Origin of the sequence: Actinomyces oris (assembly GCF_006546825.1) — a bacterium.
GTDB lineage: Bacteria > Actinomycetota > Actinomycetes > Actinomycetales > Actinomycetaceae > Actinomyces > Actinomyces oris.
Genome location: NZ_VICC01000007.1, coordinates 89,292 through 110,779, shown reverse-complemented (window position 1 = coordinate 110,779; position 21,488 = coordinate 89,292). Strand labels below are relative to the sequence as shown.

The following is a 21,488-nucleotide window of genomic DNA, read 5'->3' as shown; positions in this document are numbered from 1 at the left end:
CCCGTCCCACGCGACAACGACGGCGTCCGCCGCCTCGTTCTCAGAGGCGACGGACGCCGTCGCTGTGGGTGCGAGCCCGGATCAGCCAGGTATCAGACGATGCCGTGGGCGATCATGACGTCGGCAACGCGGGTGAAACCGGCCGCGTTGGCGCCGAGCACGTAGTCGCCGGGACGGCCGTACTCCTCGGCCGCGGCGACGCAGGAGTCGTGGATGTCGGCCATGATGCCGGTCAGCTTGGCCTCGGCGGTGGCGAAGTCCCAGCGGGTGCGGCCGGCGTTCTGCTCCATCTCGAGGGCGGAGGTCGCCACGCCACCGGCGTTGGCGGCCTTACCGGGGCCGAAGAGGATGCCAGCCTTCTGGAAGGCCTCCACGGCCTCCGGGGTGGAGGGCATGTTGGCGCCCTCGGAGACCACACCGCAGCCGCCCCGCAGCAGGGTGTTCGCGGCGTCGCCGTCGAGCTCGTTCTGGGTGGCGCAGGGCAGGGCGACGTCACCGGGGACGTCCCACACGGAGCCGCCGGTCACGAGGCGGGCGCCGGGGCGGCGCTCGACGTAGTCGGCCACGCGGCCGCGCTCGACCTCCTTGACCTGCTTGAGCAGCTCGAGGTCCACCCCGGCCTCGTCGACGACGTAGCCGGAGGAGTCGGAGAAGGTGATGGGGGTGGCGCCGAGCTGCTGGGCCTTCTCAATGGCGTAGATCGCCACGTTCCCGGCACCGGAGACGAGGACCTTTTTGCCCTCGAGGGACTCGCCCTTGGTGGCAAGCATGGACTGGGCGAAGAGCACGGTGCCGTAGCCGGTGGCCTCGGTGCGCACGAGGGAGCCGCCCCAGGCCAGGCCCTTACCGGTGAGGACACCGGCGTCGTAGGAGTTCCGCAGGCGCTTGTACTGGCCGAACATGTAGCCGATCTCGCGGCCGCCCACGCCGATGTCGCCGGCGGGCACGTCGGTGGAGGGGCCGATGTGGCGGGCCAGCTCAGTCATGAAGGACTGGCAGAAGCGCATGACCTCGGCGTCGGAGCGGCCGTGCGGGTCGAAGTCGGAGCCGCCCTTGCCGCCGCCGATGCCCTGGGCGGTCAGGGCGTTCTTGAAGATCTGCTCGAAGCCGAGGAACTTGATGATGCCGGCGTTGACCGAGGGGTGGAAGCGCAGGCCGCCCTTGTAGGGGCCCAGCGCGGAGTTGAACTCGATGCGGAAGCCGCGGTTGACGTGGACCTGGCCGGCGTCGTCGACCCACGGGACCCGGAACATGATCTGGCGCTCGGGCTCGACGATGCGTTCCAGGAGGGCGCCGTCGGCGTAGTGGGGGTGCTTGGCGATGACCGGATCGAGGGACTCGAGCACCTCGTGGACGGCCTGATGGAACTCGACCTCTCCACGGTTGCGAGCCACAACCTGCTCATAGACCTTTTCGACAACGTCCTGCATGGGGGACTCCTTCGCCTAGCGGAATAAGCTCAGCACCTGGCTGGTCGCCGCGGCGCCGCGAAAAGACTTCCACCGAGACGTTCACTGAGACGAAACATCTCGCGATCCGGAGGAAACATAGCCGTCGCAAAGGCCGCATTCCGGACGTTTGCGCAACACAGATCACATTCCTGGAGGATCTGGAGGCATGAGTAGTGAACAGCTTTCAGACGGTTCCGTCGAGACGGCCCGCTACACCCACGGTCACAGTGCGGCGGTGCTCAGCGCGCACGCGCGGCGCGGCGCGGCGGACTCGGCCGCCTACCTGCTTGCCCACCTGCGTGCGGGAATGGACCTGCTCGACGTCGGCTGCGGGCCGGCGTCCATCACCGCGGATCTCGCTGAACGCGTCGCCCCGGGGCGGGTCGTCGCCCTCGATGCCACGGCCGGCGCCCTGGAGGCGGCTCGGGCGACGCTTCGCGACCGGGGCCTGTCCGAGCAGGTGGAGGTGACCCGCGGGGACGTCATGGCCCTGCCCTGCGAGGACGCCTCCTTCGACGTCGTCCACGCGCACCAGGTCCTTCAGCACCTCGCGGACCCGGTGGGCGCCCTGGCAGAGATGCGCCGCGTCACCCGCCCCGGCGGGATCGTGGCCGTGCGCGACGCCGTCTACTCCGCCATGACCTGGTTCCCCGAGCCCTCGGGCATGGAGCGGTGGCGCTCGGTCTACATGTCCACCGCCCGGGCCAACGGCGGCGAGCCCGACGCCGGGAGCCGGCTGCTGTCCTGGGCCCGGGCGGCGGGTTTCGCCGACGTGAGCGCCTCGGCCTCCACCTGGTGCTACGCCACGCCCGCCGACCGGGCCTGGCAGTCGCAGACCTGGGCGCAGCGGTGCCTGACCTCCTTCGGTCCGCGGGCCGTCGAGCTGGGACTGGCAGACGGGGCCGACCTGGAGGCGATGGCCCAGGCGTGGCGGCAGTGGGGCGCCAGCAAGGACGCCTGGTTCGTCGTCGTGCACGGGGAGGTCCTGGCCCGCGTCTGAGTGCGGGTGCACGGGATCGACCGGCACCGGGCAGGCGTCAGGTGCCCAGTGCCCAGATCGATGCCGCGTCCGGCGCGGTGAAGCGAAAGCCGGAGGCGAGCAGCGCCTGAGGCACCGCTCGCTGGGAGGCACCGAGCAGCTCGGCGAGCATGCCGCCGATGCTTCCAGCACCCCCGGCCGCCCCGGCCCTGCCCGCCCGGTCCAGCAGGAGCTGGGGCACCACCGCCACCGAGGGCAGGCCGCCGGCGCGCGACAGCAGCCGGTGGAGGTCGCGGTTGCGCGCCGGCTCGGGCGCGGTCAGGTTGACCGGCCCGTGGACGTCGTCGTGCTCGATGGCCCACAGGAGCCCGGCCGCGGCATCCTCCAGGGCGATCCACGGCTGCCACTGGTCACCGCGGCCCAGCCGAGCCCCCGCCCCGACCCGGTAGGCGGCGCCGAGGATCCTCCCCAGCCCGCCCGAGGAGCTGACCACCAGGCCCGTGCGGGACTGGACCGTGCGCAGACCGGCTCTCGCCGCCGGGCCCGCAACGGACTCCCAACGCCGGCACAGCTCGGACAGGAATCCCTCACCCGGGCCGCTGGCCTCGGTGAGGATCTCCTCGCCCCGGTCCCCGTAGAAGCCGGTGGCCGATCCGCTCAGCAGGACCTCGGGTCGCCCGGCCGGGGGCAGGCCCGCGGCGACCCGGGCGATGAGGGCGGTGGTGGACAGGCGCGAGGCCGCCAGCTCGCGACGGCGCGCCGGCGTCCAGGGGCGCGGCGCGATCGGGGCGCCCGACAGGCAGACCACGGCCCTGGCGCCCTCCAGGGCGCTGGGCGGTAGGAGGCGCTCGGCGGGTGCCCACCAGGCGTGCTCCCTGCCGGAGTCATCGACCTCGATGCCCTCCCGCGGCGCCTGGCCCGCTGCGCTGCGGTGGAGGATCCGGATCCTCCAGCCGCTGTCCCGGGCCAGGTCCGCCAGGCGGGATCCGATGAGGCCCGCTCCGGCCACGACGAGCAACCCCGGGTCGCCGCGCCGGCTGGACCGCCCTGAGGGGGTGGCGTGAGTACTCATGAACTCACCCTAGGCGCTCGGCCGCCCCACGGGCCCCGGTCCCGGCCGCGCCCCTACCGACGACGCGAGGGGAGGCGGGTTTCCGCTCTCTTCTGGCCAGGAGTGAGCCGTATCGGTTCACAGGATGCACACAACGGGCACCCACTCCTTTAGGCTCTTCCCAATGCCCGAACACACCCCCGCTTCCCGCTCCTCCGTGATGGATCTGATGGCTCTGCGCTCCGTCACGGAGCTTCCCGTCACCCGGCGCCATGTCCTGGACCCCGAGGTCCTGCGGACGGTGGCGGCCGTCGACAGGGTCGGCGACCTGACGCGCTTCAACGTCGCTGAGGTGCCCGAGCTGGCCCAGTTCTCCGCCCCTGAGGAGCTGCTGGCGCCCGACGAGCGCGGCTGGGCCCTGGGGCACGCCCTGTCCCTGGCCGTGGAGCACGGGCAGCGCCTGTGGCTGAGCGAGGTTCCCACGCAACGGCTGGGGCTGCTGCGGAGCGTCCTGGGCGAGCACCTCGTCCACATCGCCTCCCCGCAGGCGCCCGACGGCGCCGAGACACCGCGGACCGACGGGGCCGGTCAGGGCGAGGGCAGCGTCGTCGTCGCCGTGAGCCCGCGCCGTCTCCTGGACGAGTGGGCCACCGGGACGCCTGAGCAGATCCGCTACCTGCGCACTGTGCTGGAGGGGACGGACCCGCTGCGCGTCTCCCGGCACACCCTGGCTGCCCTGCAGGAGGCGAAGGTGGACCTGGTGCCGCGCGCCGGCATCGTCCGTCTGCTGCACAACCCCCGTTTCCTGGCCTACGCGACGGTGTTCATCTACTCCTCGCTGCGGGCGCTCCCGGCCGTCTACGCCCCCGGCTTCCGCGGCAACCCCTGGGTGCTGTGGGCCATCGACATCATCACCGCAGTGCCCTACACCTGGGGGATCATCGCCATGGTGGCGGGTAAGCGGCGCCGCATCCGCTTCGCCGGCTTCCTCGTCACCCTCATCACCTTCGTGGCGCCCTACGTGTACTTCTTCCTGGCGGGCGACGACGGGCACGGCAACCAGTACCCCGGCTGGGTCATCATGGTGGTCATCGGCCTGGTGCTGGCCACCTTCCTGCTGGAGGGCGGCCGCTGGCTGCGTGACGTGGCGGTCGCCCGGGGGGCTGCGCGCCCCCGGGGACGGGTAGTCCGGCCTACGCCGCTGCCGCAGTCGATTCCTCCCCGCGGATCGAGCGCAGCACCCCGGCGAGCAGGAACCACCCGCCCGAGACAATGAGGACGGCGACCGCGCTGAGCGGCCGGTGGGGGTAGATCGCCACCAGCCAGCAGGTGGCCAGGAACCACACGGCCACCGCACCGATGTTGAGGGCGCGGAAGCGCTTGACCCGGGCCGGGTGCGCGTAGTGCGTGGGCACCAGGGTCAGCACCACGAAGATGAGGGTGACGATGATGTTGAAGACCGCCGGGGTCTGAAGCACGTAGAACATGAGGGCCACGATGTTCCAGGCGGCCGGGAAGCCCACGAAGTAGTAGTCGGTGGACTTCCACTGCTTGTTGGCGTAGCAGAACATCGACGAGCTCAGGACGAGGGCCATGAGCAGTCCCGCCAGCGGTCTGGGGCCCATTGGCAGGGCCACGTACATGAAGACCGCCGGGATGAAGGTCCAGGTGAGGTAGTCGACGACGATGTCGACGATGCCGCCGTCAAACCAGGGGATGATCTCGGAGACCCGGGCGCGCCGGGCCAGGGTGCCGTCAACGCCGTCGACGACGAGGGCGACGAGCAGCCAGACCCACATCCACGTGAACTCCCGGCGGGGGTGGATGGTGGCGAGCATGGCCAGGCTGGCCCACACCAGTCCCGACATGGTCAAGATGTGCACTGCCCAGGCGGCGACACGGGCCCGTGCCGGGTACTGCGCCGTCGACACAGACGTCCCCTCTCGGTGGATAACACTGACGGCGGGAAGTCTATGCGGTTCACAGCCCCGGCACCTATCCCCCGGCGGGAGCTACCGAGCGATCCCCGTCTCCCTCGGACCGCTCGAGAAGCGAGTGCGCCCCCGTACCTGCCGGTCGGGGGCGCACTCAAACTTGCCGGGCGCCGGGGAGGCGCGCGGGAGATGACTCACATGCTCACGTTGCGGAAGTCGAAGGGGTAGATCCCCATGGGGTTCCAGTGGGCGATGAGGCGCGCACCGCAGGGCCGATCGTGGGCCCACAGCTCGCTGCTAATGACGACACCGCCGCCCTCCAGCTCGCTGAGGTCGAGGCGATGGTGGCCGTCAACGTAGTCGTCGGCCTGCTCCACGGGGTAGAGGGTCAGGTCCGACGCAGGGCTCGACAGGCCCGCCAGCTGCTCATCAAGGCCGGCCAGGTCGTTGCCGGCCATGCCGTAGCGACTCGCCAGCTCGTTGACGTCACGGCGCGCGATGGCGGCGACGAACTCCTGGACCTCGGTGTAGATCCGCTGGCGCAGGTCCGCACTCCCCCAGGGCGCCGGGGTCGGCTCAGTCGGCTCAGCCGCCTCAGCGGGCTCGGCAGGCTCAGCAGAGTCAACCGGCTCGGCCGGCTCTTCCTCGGCGCTCGGCCGGTCCTCAGCGGCAGCCTCGGCCTGCGCGATCTGAGCGGCCTCAGTCTCCGCGGGCTCGAGCGGCCTGTCCGAGTGCTCCTGGCCCTGCGGGCGTTCGGCGGGGACCTGCTCGGCCGGGGCCCGCTCAGCCTGGACCTCCGGCACCGCGTGGTCCTCGGGCTCACCCTCAGGCGTTGAGGCGGTCGGCGCGGAGGCGGCCTCAGCGCCGGAGGGCACCGGCACCTCGGGGGCCGCCGCGTCGGCCACATCGGTAGCCTCGGCGACGTCGGTGACGTCCACAGGGCCGGCGGCGCGCACCGTCTCAGCGGTGTCCGCGACGGGCGGCACCGTCGCCTCGACGGGGGCAACGACCTCGGGGGCCTGCTTCGGCGCCGGCCCACCGGCCTCCTCGGAGAGGTCGAGGGTGACCTCATCGCCCTCGTGGCCGGCGGCGTCGGCCGGGGTCAGGGAGAACTCGAGCTGGTCGGGGGCGACAGTCTCACCGGTGGGCGCGGCCACAGGCTCACCACCGGCATGCTCGACGGCGGGGATCGCCACCGGCTCATAGGCGGACTCGGCCGTGCCGGAGGACTGGGCCACCTCGGTCGGCAGAGCCAGCTCAGGCTCGGCGGGCACGGCCGCTTCAGCGCCGTCCTCGACGACGTGCTCCGAGGCGGCGTCGGCCGGGGTCTGAGCCGTGGCGGCGGCGTGCCGGGCCCGGCGCGCGTTGTCGGTGGGCTCCGTGACGGGAGCCGGGACGGCGAGCGCGTCGGCACTGGCCTCAGCGTCGACCTCCTGGCTGGCCTCTGAGGTGCTCAGCACGGGCTGCTGCTCCTTCTCGGGAGCGGTCAGGCTCTGCGGCATCTCAACCATCGCAGGCGGCGTCACGGCCGGGGCGCTCACCTCACCGTCCACGAGGCCCTGGTCCACGGGGAAGGGCTGGACAAGGAGGGTCTCCCCCGTCGGAGCGGCGACCGGTTCGGTCTCGGCCGGCGCGACCGGCTGCCCGAAGGCATCGGGGGCCTCAGGGGTCTCAGCGGCCTCGGCCGGTGTGTGAGCGGTCTCCGCCGCGTGCCGGGCCTGGTGAGCCGCGGCCGGATCCACCACCTCGGGGGCGGGGGCCGGTGCGGGGATCTCGGAGTCCTCGACCTCGGTGGAGCCGGACTCCTCGACCTGCGGGTCCTGCGCCTGGGCGGGAGCCTCCTCGATGAGGGGATCACCAGCGGGGGCCGACGGCCCCGGGGCCTGGACAGCGGCGTCCGCCTGGGCGGGGGCGTCCTCAGGGGACTGGGAAGCGACGGGCTGCTCGACGTCGGCACCGGACTGGGCCGGGGCCGGCTCGGTCTCCTGCTGCGCGGGTGCAGCGAAGACGGAGGGGGCAACGGCGGGCTCGGCGAGCGGGTCGACCTCCGGCGCCTCGGAGGGCTCGGTGTTCTCGGGAGCCGGAGACTCCTCGAGAACCTGGGGCTCCTCAACCGGCTCGGGCGCCGTCGGGTCCTCGTCAGCGGCCTCGGCCGGGGACGGCTCCGCGACGGCCTCGGGCAACGGGTCGTGGTTGAGGAACTGGCGCCGTTCCACGCCCACGCGAGTGAGCTGGCCGGCGAGGATCTCGGGGCGGCCAAGGTAGTCCCAAACCTCCCCGGGGCCCGAGCGCAGGCTCAGGGAGGGGGCGTCGAGGATGGCGACCCCGCCGTCGGGCAGGAAGCACAGGAACAGCCCGGTCATCTCGCCGGTGGTGGCGTCCCACAGGCGCACGGTGCCGTCCTCGGAGCCGGTGAGAATCCGGGTGCCGTCGGGGCTCCACTGCGCGTCGGTGACGCCGAAACGGTGGCCGGCCAGGGACAGGACGACCTTGCCGGAGACCTCGTCCCACACGCGCACGACGCCGTCGTCGAAGCCGGCCAGCACCTTGGTGCCGTCGGGGCTCCAGGCGTAGGAGCGGACCATGGCGGCGTCGTCGCGCAGCGTCACGAGCTCGCCGGAGGTGATGACGTCCCAGACGTGGGCGGCGCCGTCGGCGCTGCCGGTGACGACGCGCGGGCCCCCTTGAGTCCACACGACGTCGCGCACCCAGTTGCCGGTGTAGGTGTGGATGACCTCGCCGGTGGCGGCGTCCCAGATGCGGGCTGTCCCGTCCTGGGAGCCGGTCAGGGCGCGCTGGCCGTTGGGGCTCCAGGCGACCGAGGTAATCATGTCGCTGTGGCCCTCGAGGGTCAGGAGGCGCTCACCGCGGGCGGCGTCCCAGATCGCGGCGCGGTCGTCCCCCAGTCCGGTGAGGATGCGCTCGCTGTCCGGGCTCCAGGCGATGTCGTTGACGTCGTCCTCCCCGGCGGTCAGGGCCTGGACGACGTCGCCGGTGGAGGCATCCAGGATGAGGACGCGGGGCGAGAGGTAGGAGGAGGTGGCCAGGCGGGTGCCGTCCGGGCTCCAGACGACCTCGCTCAACTCCCGGGCACCGTTGTCGACGGTCAGGCGCGGCTGACCGGTGGCGGCGTCCCAGACGCGGTTGCCACCGATCTTGGCGCCGATGCTGAGCCTGGTGCCGTCGGGGCTCCAGGAGACGGTCTCCACGGAGTTACCGGCCCCCAGGACGAGCTGGGTCTGGCCGGTGGCGGCGTCCCAGACGCGCACGGTGTCATCGTGGGAGCCGGTGGCCACGCGGCTCGAGTCCGGGCTCCAGGCCAGGGCGCAGGCCCACTGGTGGTGGCCGCGCAGGCTGAGCAGCTCCTCGCCGGTGGCGGCGTCCCAGATGTGGGCGGTGGTACCGGAGATGTCGTCAGTGATGATGCGGCTGCCGTCGGGGCTCCAGGAGACGACGCTGACCCAGCGGCGCTCGCGGCCGTGGAGGCTGAGGACCTCCTCGCCGGTGGCGGCGTCCCAGACCCGGGGCTCGGCCGAGTCGAAGGCGGTGATGATGCGACGCGAGTCCGGGCTCCATGACAGGCCGGTCATCGGCTCGATCGGGCCGACGTGGGTCGGCCTGCCGTCGGGGCCCATGGTGGCACCGCGCCCCACGAAGGCCATGGGGCCCACGCGCAGCAGCTCGGTGCCGGTGGTGACGTCCCAAACCCGGGCGGTGCCGTCGTCGGAGGCGGTGGCCACGCGGGTCCCGTCCGGGCTCCACGACACCGCAGTGAGGTGCTCGGTGTGCCCTGACAGAGTACGCACCACCTGACCGCTGGAGGCGTCCCAGATGCGGGCCGAGGCGTCGTCGAAGCTGGTGAGGATGCGGGTGGAGTCGGGGCTCCAGGCCACCGCCCCGCCCACGCCGGAGCCACCGACCCCCAGGGTCAGCAGGTCGGCGCCGGTGGTCGCGTCCCAGACGCGCACGCTGTGGTCCTCCGCCGCAGTGAGCAGCCGCGTGCCATCGGGGCTCCAGGCCACCGCGCTGATGGACAGGCTGGGGCCGGCCAGCGCGAACAGCTCGGTGCCGCGGTTCGCGTCCCAGACGCGGGCCGTGCCGTCGTGCGATCCGGACAGGAGCCGCGTGCCGTCCGGGCTCCAGGCCACACCCCACAGCGCGTCGAAGTGGCCGGCATACAGTGACACCTCACGAGGGTCGATCGTCGTCGAGGTCTCTGAAGGCACAGTCATGGTTGAAGTCTAGAGATCTCTGCGAGGTATCTGCGGCATCTTGAGCCGATTGCGAGCAGTTACCTGAGTGATATCTGGCAAATCCGGGGCGGAGAGGGCGCCACGCCGGGTGCGCGACACGCTGAGAGGCTGCCTTCCGCACCACGGCGCCCCGTTCGGGCGGGCGCGGGAGGGCATTGGACCATCGGCCGAGACCGGATCGCCCACCACGTCGATATCTTCCTGAGACTCCCGGGGAATTGGCGGGAATTGTCGCCGGGGCGGCCTCAATGTCAATTCAAGCGCCGCGTGAGCCCAACACCGCCGCCTCACCGCAGCGTCGTCATCTGCCCATCACGCCCAGGCCTCCGGGCCCTCTCCACCTCTCCGCCGAGCCCTGTCACCTCCCTGGCGAACAGCCGCCTTCCCTCCGCCACATCTCAGACCGTCGCCCCCTCTCCACCATCTCCGGACCTGCCAGCAACACTGACGGGGACATTCCACGCGGTCGGGTGCGGGTCCTTCCGGGCGGGGCCATCCTGCGCGTCCGGGGACAGGATTCCCGTCCCCGACGGCGTCGAACGTCCCCCGCCGTACAGAAGTGTCCCCGGCCGCGAGGAAAAGTCCCCGACGGCGGGCTCACGCAGCGGAGGTGAGGCACGCAGACAGCGGTCAGTCGCCGGCGCCGTGGAAGACGGCCTCGAGGTTGTTGCCGTCGGGGTCGAGGACGAAGGCCCCGTAGTAGCCGGGGTGGTAGTGCGGGCGCTCGCCGGGGCCGCCGTTGTCGGTGCCGCCCGCCGCGAGGGCCGCCTCGTGGAAGGCGTCCACCCGCGCCGTCGACGACGCCGTGACGGCGATGTGGCAGGGCGTCGGGTTCTCCGCCGGGGCCAGCCACAGGTCGGCGTGGATCGGGGCGTCCTCCGGCGCGCCGGGCGTCGGCCCGCCCAGTCCGGTGACGGGCCCGAACTCCATGACGACGCGGTAGCCCAGCGGCGCGAGGGCCGCCTCATAGAAGGCCTTCGAGGCCGCCGGATCACTGACACTCACAGAGGCATGATCGATCATGCCTCCAGGCTACCTACTGGTTGATACACGGCGGGCGCATTGACAGGCTCCAGCCATGACATCTTCCGCAGCCCCCTCCTCACGCCCCACACGATCAGCCGACATCGAGTCCATCATCACCATCATCGCTTGGGGCGCCCAGGTGGTGAGCGTCATCGTGTCCAACCACGTCCTCGACGCCTCCACGCTCGTGCCGCCGAGTTTCACGGACAGCTCGTCACCCGACGTTAGCCTCAATCTCGTCAGTCTCGTGCGGACGATGAACGGCGTCATCCTGATTCTGGCCGTCATCGGCTTCATCACCGCGTTCTACGTCGTCGCGGCCGACAACAAGATGGGCGGGGCAGTCCTTAGCGTGGCACTGGCCGGCATCTCCCTGTCCGTCTCACTGACCATCGGTTGCCTCGTCACGGCAGAGGCGTCCAGCCCAAGCGTCTGGATCTACCTCGTGAACGTCCTGCCGGCCGTGGTGCTGCTTGTTTCCGCAGCGATAATCCACCGTCACACGTCGATACCTGAGGTGGCGCAGTAAGGAGGCACGTCGCCGGCGCAGCAGGGCGGACCGACGGGGACATTCCACGCAGCCGGGTGCGCGTCCTTCCGGCCGGGGCCATCCTGCGCGTCCGGGGACAGGATTCCCGTCCCCGACGGCGTCGAACGTCCCCGACTGCACCAGAATGCCCCCGGCCGCGAGGAGAAGTCCCCGACGGCGAACGGGTCTCAGAACAGCGCCGGCAGGACGCCCTCGACGTCGGCCCCGAGCTCGGCCAGGTCCAGGACGAGGGGACGCCCGGCACCGCCGTCGGAGAGCAGGTCACTGCCGGCCACGACGAGCAGGTCACCGCCGGTGGTCCCCAAACGCGCCACGGCGACGTCCTCAGCCTCAGCGGCCGCGGTGACGGCGGGCACGAGCTCCTCGCGCACGGCAACGATCACGCGGGCCCCGGACTCGGAGAACAGGGCGGTGAAGTCGTCCACGCCCTCCTCCTGGATAGCGGTCAGGTCCACGCTGGCGCCGACGCCGCAGCGCAGGCAGGAGTCCACGAGGGTCTGGATGAGGCCGCCGGTCGAGCAGTCGTGGGCGGCACGCACCAGCGGCTCGCCGCCGGGGCCCTCCGCCTCGCTGAGGGCCAGCAGCACCCGCCCGAGCGCCATCTCCGCCTCGAGGTCGACGCGCGGGGGCAGCCCGCCGAGGTGGTCGTGGACCACACGGGACCAGGCCGAGCCGTCGAGCTCGTCGGCGGTGGCGCCCAGGGCCATGATGGCCAGGCCCTCCTCGTGCCAGCCCGAGGGGTTGGCACGGCGCACGTCGCCCATGACGCCCAGGACGCCGACGACGGGCGTGGGGTTGATCGAGGAGTCGATCTGCCCCTTGACCTTGCCGTGGGAGTTGTAGAGCGAGACGTTGCCGCCGGTGACCGGCACGCCCATGACGGCGCAGGCGTCGGCCAGGCCGGTGATGGCCTCGACGAGCTGCCACATGGCGTCGGGGTCCTCCGGCGAGCCGAAGTTGAGGCAGTCGGTGACGGCCAGGGGCCGGGCGCCCACGGTGCACACATTGCGGTAGGACTCGGCCAGGGCCTGGGCGGCGCCGGTGGCGGGGTCGAGCTTGGTGAAGCGGCCGTTGGCGTCGGTGGAAATGGCCACACCCCGGCCGGTGGCCTCGTCGACACGGATGACGCCGGCGTCGTCGGGCTGGCACAGGGCGGTGTCGCCGCGCACGAAGCGGTCGTACTGGTCGGTCACCCAGGCGGTGGAGGCCTGGTTGGGACTGGTGACGACGGCGCGCACCTGCTCGGCCAGCTCGGTGGCGGACTCGGGGCGGGCCAGGCGCTCGGTGGTGTCGGCGTTGAGCGCGTCCTGCCAGGCGGGGCGGGCGTAGGGACGCTCGTAGGTGGGACCCTCGTGGGCCACGGTGCGCGGGTCGACGTCGACGATCCGCTCCCCGAAGTGGTCGATGGTCAGGCGGCCCGAGCCGTTGACCTCCCCGATGACGGCGGCCTCGACGTCCCACTTGTCGATGACGGCCATGAACTCCTCGAGCTTGTCGGGCGCGACGACGGCCATCATGCGCTCCTGGGACTCGCTCATGAGGATCTCCCCGGCGGTCAGGGTGGGGTCGCGCAGGAGCACCTTCTCCAGGTCCACGTGCATGCCGCCGTCGCCGTTGGAGGCCAGCTCGGAGGTGGCGCAGGAGATGCCGGCGGCGCCCAGGTCCTGGATGCCGAGCACGAGCCCGGCGCCGAACAGGTCGAGGCAGCACTCGATAAGGACCTTCTCCATGAAGGGGTCGCCCACCTGGACGCTGGGGCGCTTGGCGGGCATGCCGTCCTCGAAGGACTCCGAGGCCAGGATGGAGGCCCCGCCGATGCCGTCCCCGCCGGTGCGGGCCCCGAAGAGCACCACCTTGTTGCCGGCGCCGGTGGCGTTGGCCAGGTGGATGTCCTCGTGGCGCAGCACGCCCACGCACAGGGCGTTGACCAGTGGGTTCTCCTGGTAGGAGGAGTCGAACTCGGTCTCGCCGCCGATGTTGGGCAGGCCCAGGGAGTTGCCGTAGGTGCCCACGCCGGCCACGACGCCGTGGACGACGCGCGCGGTGTCGGGGTGGTCGACGGCGCCGAAGCGCAGCTGGTCCATGACGGCCACGGGCCGCGCGCCCATGGAGATGATGTCGCGCACGATGCCGCCCACGCCGGTGGCGGCACCCTGGTAGGGCTCGACATAGCTGGGGTGGTTGTGGGACTCGACCTTGTAGGTCACGGCCCAGCCGTCGCCGATGTCGACGACGCCGGCGTTCTCCCCCATGCCGACCAGGAGGTGCTCGCGCATCTCGGGGGTGGTCTTGGCGCCGAACTGGCGCAGGTGAATCTTGGAGGACTTGTAGGAGCAGTGCTCGGACCACATGACCGAGTACATGGCCAGCTCGGCGTTGGTGGGGCGGCGCCCCAGCAGCTCGCGGATGGACTCGTACTCGTCGGCCTTGAGGCCCAGCTCCTTCCAGGGCATCTCCCTGTCGGGCGTCGCGGCGGCGTCGGCAACGGTGTCGGGGTGGGCGGCGGGGATCATGGGCTCGGACGCCATGGGGGCTCCTGGTTGACGAGGGAGTGCGGCCGAGCCAAGCCTACCCACGCCCACGGAACCTCACACCACCACCCACGCGGGACCGCGCCCCGCACACCCCGAGCACCCCACGCGAGCCCGATCGGCGCTCTGCGGAATCCAGCCAGAAGAATGCCGAAACAGCAACAAGACGCCACGCCCAAGCCCAAAGTGCTGCGCCTCACAAGATTTCGGGGGAAGATCATGGCATGAGAGACATCGACGTCGCCCCGCTGCCCCTGTCGCACTTGGAGAGCCACCTGGACGAGGTGGCCATCAAACGACTGCACACCAGCCTGACCGGGGCCGAGGCCCTGCTGGAGGGGCGCACCGTGTGGACGGTCACGCCGTCGGCAGCCGCCGGCTCGGGGCCGGCGGAGACGGTCGCCCCCCTCGTGGGCTACTCCCTGGGCGCTGGCCTTAACGTGCGCTGGCTGACCCTGGACGCCCCCGAGGAGTTCACCCGGATCGCGGCCCGCCTGCACGCCGGCATCCACGGGGACCACGGCGACGGCGGCAAGCTCGGGGACAAGCAGCGCGACATCTACGAGCACGTCCTGGCCTCCAACGCGGAGAACATCGTCGAGGAGGTCCGCCCCGACGACGTCGTCATCCTGCACGACCCGCCCACGGCGGGCCTGGCCAAGGCCCTCAAGGCGGCGGGCGCCACGGTCATCTGGCGCTGCCACGCCGGGGCCGAGGGCGCAGGCGAGGCCGCCGACTACGCCTGGGCCTTCCTGGACCGCTACCTGGAGGACGTGGACCTCGTCATCGTCTCCCGCCCCGAGTACCGCCCGCCCTACATCGAGGCCGAGCGCTGCGCGGTCCTGGCCCCCTCCATCGACGCCGACTCCCCCAAGAACCGGGTCCTGGACCTGGACGAGGCCTGGTCGGTGGCGCGCCTGTCCGGGATCTTCGCCGGCGAGCCGCCCTTCGAGGCGGTGCCCTTCATGCGTCACGACGGGCGCGCCGACGCCTTCCGCGGCCTGGCCGATGACCCGGTCCTGGCCGGTGGTCAGGTGCCGCTGGGGGCCCGGGTCGTCACCCAGGTCAACCGCTGGGACCGCCTCAAGGGCGGCCTAGAGCTGGTGGAGGCCTTCGCCGAGAACATCGCCGTGCTGCCCGAGGATGCCCACCTACTGCTGGTCGGCCCGACCCCGGATGGGCCCGAGTCGCAGGCCACCCTCACCCAGATCGTGGAGCGCTGCTCGGTGCTGCCGGAATCGGTCGCCTCGCGGATCCACGTGGCCGCCGTGAGCATGGAGGACCGGGAGGTCAACGCCACCGTCGTCAATGCCATCCAGCGAGTCAGCTCGGTCGTCACCCAGCGCTCCCTCATCGAGGCCTTCGGACTGACCGTGGCCGAGGCGATGTGGAAGAAGGCCCCGGTAGTCGCCTCCGCAGTCGGCGGCATCCGCGACCAGATCGACGACGGCGTCGACGGCGTCCTGGTCGACCCGGCCAACGGCCTCGCTTGGGCCGAGGCCGTGCGCGACCTACTGCTCTTCCCCGAGCGGGCCCAGGAGATGGGGCTGGCCGCCCACGAGTCCGTGCGCCGGGAGTTCCTGTCCAACCGGCACCTGCAGGACCTCCTGCAGATCGTGGCCGACCTGGTGGGCTGAGGAGTCGACGAGAAAGACGCCCCACAGGGGCGTCAGTGTCCATGGCGCTGACATTAACTCCGCACAGACGCCACGTGCCGCGGAACAACCGCAGAATTTCAACGATCTCCACTGGTCACTTCGGCAGCGATCTCGCTCATGTCAGCGCTGTGGACACCCGGCCGCCGGTCTGGTCGGCTCCCGGGACACAGGCGCGGAAGTCAGACGTCCTCACCCCGGCACTGGCAGCCCTTGACCGACTGACCGCCCACAGGAGACGAAGCGATGGCAGCCATGACACCTGAGCAGCACCACCTCGTTCAGCGCATCCGCACGCTGGTTGACGACGAACCGGACGTGCGCGAGGTCCCCATGTTCGGAGGCCGCGCGATCATGGTCAACGACAAGATGATCGTCAGCGCCGGGAAGACCGGGGACCTCCTGGTACGCGTCGCCGCCGACCGCCACGAAACGCTCCTGGGCGAACCGGGTGCGAGGCGAGCTCAGATGGGGGCCGGGCGAGTCATGGGGCCCGGCTGGGTCACCGTCGCGCCCGAGGCCATCGCCGACGACGACCACCTCACCTTCTGGGTTGACGTCGCGATGCGCCACAACCGCACCGTCACCGGCAGGTAATCAACAGGCAGGAGCTCACAAGGGCCTTGCCAGAGCTGACGGCGGTTTTTCTCAAGACCCGCCGCAACGAGCACGTCTCGCAGCACACCCCGACCGGTGAGCGGCCGACAGCCGCGCACTGGGGGAGCCAGCCCAGGGGACTTCATCACATCGCAGGCCGAGTTATCCACAGGTCGTGTCCACAGGCTTGTGCATGGCTGTGGGGGTTTGTGGGATGTCGCCATTCCACCTGTGCACAACGCCCCCTCAGCACCACCGTCCCCGGGCAAGCACCCCTGCCGGCAGCGCCCCGCATATGCCGCCACGCACCTTGACATGACATCCCTGGACACCGAGTTTTGGCTGAAAATCCGGGATAATCATCCAATCAGTCGCGCTCGCCCTCTCGGTCATCCCGAGGCAGAGCCCCCGACAGCTGCCACAGCACATTCCTCATCGCCATGCAACTTGAGCGCGGTCACGACCAGGTCCGCCGAGCGAGGGGCGGCCCGGTTCTCTCCACAGTTCTGCACAGGCTCGAAGCGGATCTGTGGATAACGTGACGGGGAATGACTCGGCACCCACCTCTGACGGCTGTCAGGGGTGGGTGCCGGATACGGGGTCGTCAGACGGCCAGCAGCGAGTCGATGGCGGAGCGGAAGACTCCCAGACCGTCGGTCCCGGTGCGCGGGCCGGCCTGCGAGCCGGGACCGAAACCGAGCTCCACGGCGTGCTCAGGGTGGGGCATGAGTCCGACGACGTTGCCACGTTCGTTGCGCACGCCGGCAATGTCGCGGGCCGAGCCGTTGGGGTTGCCCACGTAGCGGAAGACGACGAGTCCCTCCCCCTCGAGGCGGTCGAGCTCCTCGGGGGAGGCGATGAAGTTGCCCTCGCCGTTCTTCATGGGAACGACGATCTCCTCCCCCTCCGCATACCGGTTGGTCCAGGCGGTCTGGGTGTTCTCCACGCGCAGGCGCTGCTCGACGCAGATGAAGCGCTGGTTCGCGTTGCGCAGGAGGGCGCCGGGCAGGAGGTGGGCCTCGGCGAGGATCTGGAAGCCGTTGCAGATGCCGAGGACCGGCATGCCGTGCTCGGCGGCGGCCACGACCTCCTCCATGACAGGGGCGAAGCGGGCGATGGCGCCGCAGCGCAGGTAGTCGCCGTAGGAGAAGCCTCCCGGCACGACGACGGCGTCGACCCCGTGCAGGTCGGCGTCCTTGTGCCACAGGCTCACTGGTTCGGCCCCGGCCAGGCGCACGGCGCGGGCGGCATCGACGTCGTCGAGCGTTCCGGGGAAGGTGATGACGCCGATACGGGCGGCGGGGGAGCTGCTGAGCGACTCACTCACGGCTCAGGCCTCCTCGTCGGCGGCGACGGAGACGACGTCCTCAATGATCGGGTTGGACAGGAGGGTGTCGGCGGCCTGGCGGGCGGCGGCCAGGTGCTCCTCGGTGACGGGGCCGTCCACGGTCAGCTCGAAGCGACGGCCCTGCCGCACCCCGGTGAACTGCTCGAAGCCGAGGCGGGGAAGGCTTCCGACGACCGCCTTGCCCTGGGGGTCAAGAATCTCGGGCTTGGGCATGACCTCGACGACGATGCGTCCCATGGGTGCTCCTCGGATCAGGCGGGATGAGTGCGCAGCCCAAGACTACCTGTATGCAGCCCGGGACACTGCCTGCCGTCTCGACGTGGCTCAGACTTGGCCGAGCCACTCGCCGGCCAGCCGAATCGCCACGACTCCGCCCAGGGTGAGGGCGGCCGTGGCGATGAGCCAGCTGGAGCCCAGGATGAGGGCGACGACGGCGCAGACCACGGCGCTGGCGAGCATGAACCCGCCCACGGCACCGGCAACACCGGCGGGGGCGTGGAGGGACTGGTCGACGGTGGAGGTGCCCATGACCGGCGTGGGGCCGGAGTCCACAGTGGGGGCCGTCTCGTCGCCGCGCTCGGAGGTGCCCGGAAGGAGCGGTCCGCGAGCGCGGGCCACCAGCCGGGCGGGGTCGTGGACCTTGACGGACCCGGTGGTCAGGCCGGCGGCGGCATCGAGCACACCGGGCTTCCAGCGCTCGGCCTCACGGCGCACAGGCGTGCCTCCGGCCCATGCCAGGTACCCGGCAGCGGCCACCAGCCCGGCACCGCCGAGGACCGCGACGAGCCACGGCGGGATCCACGGGTGGCCGGCCTCGGCGTTGCGGGCCAGGTTCATGGCCGAGGCGGTGGCCAGGACCAGGCCGAGCAGGGCGAAGGCCACGCCGGCCAGGCGCTGGCGGCGCACAGCCGCCGGCCACGGGGAGCGGGTTCGGGCAGCGGCGCTCTTGGCGCTTCCGCGCCCCACGCCCCAGTCGGTGCCCGAGGAGGGGCGGCGGGGTCCGCGTCCCTTGGCGGGGCCGCGCCCCACCCCCCAGTCAGTGCCTCCCTGGGCTTTGATCTCCTCGGCGTCCAGGGCGTTGGTGGCCGCCTCCCAGGCGCTGGACTCGGCCAGGATGCCGGCGTCCTCCTCGGCCTCGGGCTGGGCCGCCGGGCTCGTGGGCGCGGCGGGGGCGGTAGTGGCGGGGGCGGCGGGACTGGGGCGCGTCTGGTAGCCGCGGGCGGAGGGGGCTGCGGCACTGGGGGCCGAGGCTGCCGGTGCCGCTGGTGCAGGTGCAGGTGCGGCCGGTGCCGCGGTCGCCGACGGCGCAGCCGCCACGGAGGCCGCGGATGCAGCGGATGCCGTGGACGCACTGCTGGGCACGGCCTCGGGCTTGCCTTGGGAGATGGTGAAGACGCGGGTGGTGGTGGCTCCCGTCTGGGGTGCGCTGCCGGGCCCGTCGACGGCGGTGGGTCGCACGACGGGTCGCGGTGAGCGGCCGTCGGCGCCGGCCGCGGCCCGCTGCTGAGGGGCGGGGGAGCCGGGAGCGCTGGCGGCACTGCCGGCGCTGGCAGGGAGCGGGTCCGGGGCGCCCGTCGGGGCGGTCTCGCCATGGTCCCCGGGGGTGTTGGAGGGCCCGCCGACGGCGCGCAGGGCGACCGGCGAGGCGGGCGAGCCGGCGGACAGGGCGGAGCCGGCCCAGCCGGCGGGCTCGTCGGGCACGTCGGCCAGGTCGATGGCGATGGCGGCGTCGACGGCGTCAGCGGTTCCTGAGGCGATGGCCTGGGCCGCGGCTGAGCGCAGGTCCTCCTCCGTCATGACTGCCGCACCGCTCGCATCATGGGCGCCGGCGGAACTGGCGGCCGAGCCGGCGGCGGAGGCCGCGGAGACTCCCGAGGCGGACGAAGAGGCCGAGGCGGACGAGCCGGTGGGGGCCGGATTGTTGCCGGAGCGGACGACCTCCAGCAGCCCGTTGCCGCCGGACCGGGCGGAGGCGCTCTTCGGTCGTGGGGTCCGCTTGGGCATGATGCCCCAGTTGACGGGCCCCTGCTCGTTGTCGGGACGTCGGTCGCGGGGGGTCATGAGATCACCTGTCCCAGGATGGAGGCGAGCCCCAGGGCCACAAGCACGAAGCCGGTGGCGCCGAGCAGGAGCTGGCCGACACGGATGAGGGTCTCGCCGGTGGAGGTCCCGGCCAGGCGCTCGTCGGCCGCGCGCCCGAACGACGTCGCGGCCAGTGCGGTGGTGAGGGGGCCGGAGACCACGTCGAGGGTGGTCAGCTCGCGCCGGCCTGTGGACTCGGGCACGAGCACCTTGGTTCCCGGCACGGTGAGCGTTGCCAGATCGGTGCCGGGCAGGGTTGCACCGTCGGTTCCCGAGCCCCGTTGGGAGGATTGGGAGCCCTTGGCCCCCTTGCCGCGGGCGCCCTTGGCACTGCCGCCCTTCTTGGAGGACTCGCCGCCCTGCCGGGCCCGGGCCGCGCGGACCCGGTTGCGCTCCAGACGCAGGCGGGGGGCGTTGACCACCAGGGAACGGGCGGAGAGTCTCAAGGAGGCGAGCATGCCCAGCCCCACGAGGACCAGGGCGATACCACCCAGGACGCGGGAGGTCTCGGTGGCCCCGAGGGCGGAGGTGATGGCGGCCGACAGCGCCAGCACGATCGTCAGGACGATGAGGCCGACCAGCACATAGAAGCCCGGCCCCGGTTTGAAGGCGCGGGTGGCGCTCCCGGTATCGGGAAGGTCCGAGGTGGATGAGGTCGTGGTCATGACAGCTCCAGAGGGTGACCGGTGAGCCGCTCGTAGGCCTCGAGGTAGCGGGCGCGGGTCCGTTCGACGACGTCGCCGGGCAGGGCGGGGGGCTCCTGGTCGCCGTCCCGGTCCCAGCCGGAGGCCGGAGAGGTGAGCCAGTCGCGCACGTACTGCTTGTCGAAGGAGGGGGTGACCCGACCGGGCTCCCAGGCGTCGGCGGGCCAGAAGCGGGAGGAGTCGGGGGTGAGGACCTCGTCGCCCAGGATCAGCTCGCCGTCGGCGTCGGTGCCGAGCTCGAACTTGGTGTCGGCCAGGATGATGCCGCGGTCCCGAGCGATCTCGGCGGCCCGGGAGTAGAGGGCCAGCGTGGTCTCGCGCAGGGCGGTGGCGGCGCTGTCCCCCACCATCTGGACGACGCGCTCGAAGGTGACGTTCTCATCGTGCTCGCCGAGCTCGGCCTTGGCGGCGGGGGTGAAGATCGGCTCGGGAAGGCGGGAGGCCTCCGTCAGGCCCTCGGGCAGGGCGACGCCGCAGACGGAGCCGCCCTGTCGGTACTCGACCAGGCCGGAGCCGGTGAGGTAGCCGCGGGCCACGCACTCGACCGGGTACATCTCCAGCCGCCGGCAGATCATGGCGCGTCCGGCGACCTGGGCGGGAACGTCGAGAGAGACGAGGTGGTTCGGGACGACGTCGGCGAGCTGCTCGAACCACCAGGCGCTCAGGGCGGTGAGGACCTTGCCCTTGTCCGGAATCGGGGTGGCCAGAATGTGGTCGTAGGCGCTGATGCGGTCCGAGGCGACCACGAGGAGCACATCCTGTCCACCCCATGGGCCGTCGGAGGTGGGGGCGTAGACGTCCCGGACCTTGCCGCTGGAGCGGTGCTCCCACCCGGGGACGGTGGGGGGCAGGGAGTCGGCTGCTGAGGCACTGGGGCCGACTGAGGCGGAGCTCGCGGACTGAGTCATAGCCCCATCCTGCCATCGGCGGGCACCCTGTGTCCGGTTCCGGGCCGCGGCGGTGACCGCAGGGGTCACCCTTGGAGGATCGCACGATAGATCCGCCATTGCACGCATTTGTCCGGGTCGGGTCGTCAGGGGGAGTCGGGGAGCGACCGGAGTAAATCCCACCGACGGGATGGGAACGGCTCTCATGTCACACCTCGTCCGACCGGCTGGGCAACGGGCTGACGTGGGTCAACACCGGTGCCGAAATCCACCCTCCCATCCGGCGAGAGGTCGCAGTAGTCCCTCAGGAAAGAGAGGAGCGGTGTGCGTTTGGTCTCGGAAGAAGTGCGTGGGTCACCCGCCCGTCCCTCGCGTCCGGGACAGAGGGCGGCCTTCTGGGGTTCAGCGCACGGCGAGCCGCGCGCCGTGGTCGCGACGGC

16 protein-coding genes are annotated in these 21,488 nt (G+C 71.7%); 5 read left to right on the top strand and 11 right to left on the bottom strand.

The genetic code is table 11. The features are described 5' to 3' along the window. Positions 1-92: 92 nt before the first annotated feature. On the bottom strand, positions 93-1,430 hold the full coding sequence (gene gdhA, locus FK267_RS11310; RefSeq protein WP_070513886.1) for an NADP-specific glutamate dehydrogenase: 1,338 nt from the start codon (positions 1,428-1,430) through the stop codon (positions 93-95). Between the two features lie 187 nt (positions 1,431-1,617). Here gdhA and FK267_RS11305 point away from each other — a divergent pair, with 187 nt between their 5' ends. Beyond that, positions 1,618-2,451, top strand: a complete 834-nt coding sequence (locus FK267_RS11305; protein WP_141407248.1) for a class I SAM-dependent methyltransferase — start codon at positions 1,618-1,620, stop codon at positions 2,449-2,451. Positions 2,452-2,488: 37 nt separating this feature from the next. Here FK267_RS11305 and FK267_RS11300 read toward each other — a convergent pair whose 3' ends face one another. Continuing rightward, positions 2,489-3,502: a TIGR01777 family oxidoreductase gene (locus FK267_RS11300; protein ID WP_075374569.1), complete on the bottom strand. Its 1,014-nt coding sequence runs from the start codon at positions 3,500-3,502 to the stop codon at positions 2,489-2,491. Positions 3,503-3,665: 163 nt separating this feature from the next. Between FK267_RS11300 and FK267_RS11295 the strand changes: the two genes are divergently transcribed. Beyond that, entirely contained in the window at positions 3,666-4,757 is a 1,092-nt protein-coding gene (locus tag FK267_RS11295; protein WP_232622440.1) for a hypothetical protein, read from the top strand. Here FK267_RS11295 and FK267_RS11290 read toward each other — a convergent pair. The 3 genes from FK267_RS11290 to FK267_RS11280 all read right to left on the bottom strand — a co-directional run bounded on the left by FK267_RS11290 (position 4,675) and on the right by FK267_RS11280 (position 10,691). Continuing rightward, the gene (locus FK267_RS11290; RefSeq protein WP_003787666.1) at positions 4,675-5,412 is read right to left on the bottom strand and encodes a CDP-alcohol phosphatidyltransferase family protein; all 738 of its coding nucleotides are present in this window, start codon (positions 5,410-5,412) and stop codon (positions 4,675-4,677) included. The genes FK267_RS11295 and FK267_RS11290 overlap by 83 nt on opposite strands. Positions 5,413-5,609: 197 nt before the next feature. Beyond that, entirely contained in the window at positions 5,610-9,647 is a 4,038-nt protein-coding gene (locus FK267_RS11285; protein ID WP_141407247.1) for a WD40 domain-containing protein, read from the bottom strand. Between the two features lie 651 nt (positions 9,648-10,298). Further along, positions 10,299-10,691 carry a VOC family protein gene (locus FK267_RS11280; protein WP_141407246.1) on the bottom strand — a complete coding sequence of 131 codons (393 nt, stop codon included), beginning with the start codon at positions 10,689-10,691 and terminating at the stop codon, positions 10,299-10,301. 55 nt (positions 10,692-10,746) lie between these two features. Between FK267_RS11280 and FK267_RS11275 the strand changes: the two genes are divergently transcribed. Next, the gene (locus FK267_RS11275) at positions 10,747-11,223 is read left to right on the top strand and encodes a hypothetical protein (RefSeq protein ID WP_141407245.1); all 477 of its coding nucleotides are present in this window, start codon (positions 10,747-10,749) and stop codon (positions 11,221-11,223) included. Between the two features lie 188 nt (positions 11,224-11,411). Here FK267_RS11275 and purL read toward each other — a convergent pair whose 3' ends face one another. Next, on the bottom strand, positions 11,412-13,772 hold the full coding sequence (gene purL / locus FK267_RS11270; RefSeq protein ID WP_141407244.1) for a phosphoribosylformylglycinamidine synthase subunit PurL: 2,361 nt from the start codon (positions 13,770-13,772) through the stop codon (positions 11,412-11,414). Between the two features lie 227 nt (positions 13,773-13,999). On the opposite strand from purL, the gene FK267_RS11260 reads away from it, so the two are divergent. Together FK267_RS11260 and FK267_RS11255 are read left to right on the top strand one after the other, a co-directional pair. Then, positions 14,000-15,412, top strand: coding sequence for a glycosyltransferase (locus FK267_RS11260; RefSeq protein WP_060956807.1), 1,413 nt, complete (start codon positions 14,000-14,002; stop codon positions 15,410-15,412). A 264-nt stretch (positions 15,413-15,676) separates the two neighbouring features. Then, the gene (locus FK267_RS11255) at positions 15,677-16,027 is read left to right on the top strand and encodes a TfoX/Sxy family protein (protein WP_060956808.1); all 351 of its coding nucleotides are present in this window, start codon (positions 15,677-15,679) and stop codon (positions 16,025-16,027) included. 604 nt (positions 16,028-16,631) lie between these two features. On the opposite strand, the gene purQ is transcribed toward FK267_RS11255, so the two are convergent. The 5 genes from purQ to FK267_RS11225 all read right to left on the bottom strand — a co-directional run bounded on the left by purQ (position 16,632) and on the right by FK267_RS11225 (position 21,069). Further along, positions 16,632-17,354 carry a phosphoribosylformylglycinamidine synthase subunit PurQ gene (gene purQ / locus FK267_RS11250; protein ID WP_141407243.1) on the bottom strand — a complete coding sequence of 241 codons (723 nt, stop codon included), beginning with the start codon at positions 17,352-17,354 and terminating at the stop codon, positions 16,632-16,634. Positions 17,355-17,357: 3 nt separating this feature from the next. Next, positions 17,358-17,612: a phosphoribosylformylglycinamidine synthase subunit PurS gene (gene purS, locus FK267_RS11245; RefSeq protein ID WP_141407242.1), complete on the bottom strand. Its 255-nt coding sequence runs from the start codon at positions 17,610-17,612 to the stop codon at positions 17,358-17,360. Positions 17,613-17,699: 87 nt separating this feature from the next. Further along, entirely contained in the window at positions 17,700-19,436 is a 1,737-nt protein-coding gene (locus FK267_RS13500) for a hypothetical protein (RefSeq protein ID WP_075379137.1), read from the bottom strand. Continuing rightward, a complete protein-coding gene (locus FK267_RS11230) occupies positions 19,433-20,122 on the bottom strand; it encodes a hypothetical protein (protein WP_075379136.1) in 690 nt (229 codons plus the stop codon). Before FK267_RS11230 ends, FK267_RS13500 begins: the two co-directional genes overlap by 4 nt. After that, positions 20,119-21,069, bottom strand: a complete 951-nt coding sequence (locus tag FK267_RS11225) for a phosphoribosylaminoimidazolesuccinocarboxamide synthase (protein WP_075379135.1) — start codon at positions 21,067-21,069, stop codon at positions 20,119-20,121. Before FK267_RS11225 ends, FK267_RS11230 begins: the two co-directional genes overlap by 4 nt. Positions 21,070-21,488 lie beyond the last annotated feature (419 nt).

Excerpts from the sequence above, each read along its gene's own strand:
- FK267_RS11305 (WP_141407248.1), top strand. The coding sequence starts at position 1,618 with ATGAGTAGTGAACAGCTTTCAGACGGTTCCGTCGAGACGGCCCGCTAC.
- purS (WP_141407242.1), bottom strand. The coding sequence starts at position 17,612 with ATGGGACGCATCGTCGTCGAGGTCATGCCCAAGCCCGAGATTCTTGAC.
- FK267_RS11280 (WP_141407246.1), bottom strand. The coding sequence starts at position 10,691 with ATGATCGATCATGCCTCTGTGAGTGTCAGTGATCCGGCGGCCTCGAAG.
- purL (WP_141407244.1), bottom strand. The coding sequence starts at position 13,772 with ATGGCGTCCGAGCCCATGATCCCCGCCGCCCACCCCGACACCGTTGCC.
- gdhA (WP_070513886.1), bottom strand. The coding sequence starts at position 1,430 with ATGCAGGACGTTGTCGAAAAGGTCTATGAGCAGGTTGTGGCTCGCAAC.
- FK267_RS11255 (WP_060956808.1), top strand. The coding sequence starts at position 15,677 with ATGGCAGCCATGACACCTGAGCAGCACCACCTCGTTCAGCGCATCCGC.
- FK267_RS11260 (WP_060956807.1), top strand. The coding sequence starts at position 14,000 with ATGAGAGACATCGACGTCGCCCCGCTGCCCCTGTCGCACTTGGAGAGC.
- FK267_RS11285 (WP_141407247.1), bottom strand. The coding sequence starts at position 9,647 with ATGACTGTGCCTTCAGAGACCTCGACGACGATCGACCCTCGTGAGGTG.
- FK267_RS11300 (WP_075374569.1), bottom strand. The coding sequence starts at position 3,502 with ATGAGTACTCACGCCACCCCCTCAGGGCGGTCCAGCCGGCGCGGCGAC.
- FK267_RS11230 (WP_075379136.1), bottom strand. The coding sequence starts at position 20,122 with ATGACCACGACCTCATCCACCTCGGACCTTCCCGATACCGGGAGCGCC.
- FK267_RS11225 (WP_075379135.1), bottom strand. The coding sequence starts at position 21,069 with ATGACTCAGTCCGCGAGCTCCGCCTCAGTCGGCCCCAGTGCCTCAGCA.
- FK267_RS11275 (WP_141407245.1), top strand. The coding sequence starts at position 10,747 with ATGACATCTTCCGCAGCCCCCTCCTCACGCCCCACACGATCAGCCGAC.
- FK267_RS11295 (WP_232622440.1), top strand. The coding sequence starts at position 3,666 with ATGCCCGAACACACCCCCGCTTCCCGCTCCTCCGTGATGGATCTGATG.
- FK267_RS13500 (WP_075379137.1), bottom strand. The coding sequence starts at position 19,436 with ATGACCCCCCGCGACCGACGTCCCGACAACGAGCAGGGGCCCGTCAAC.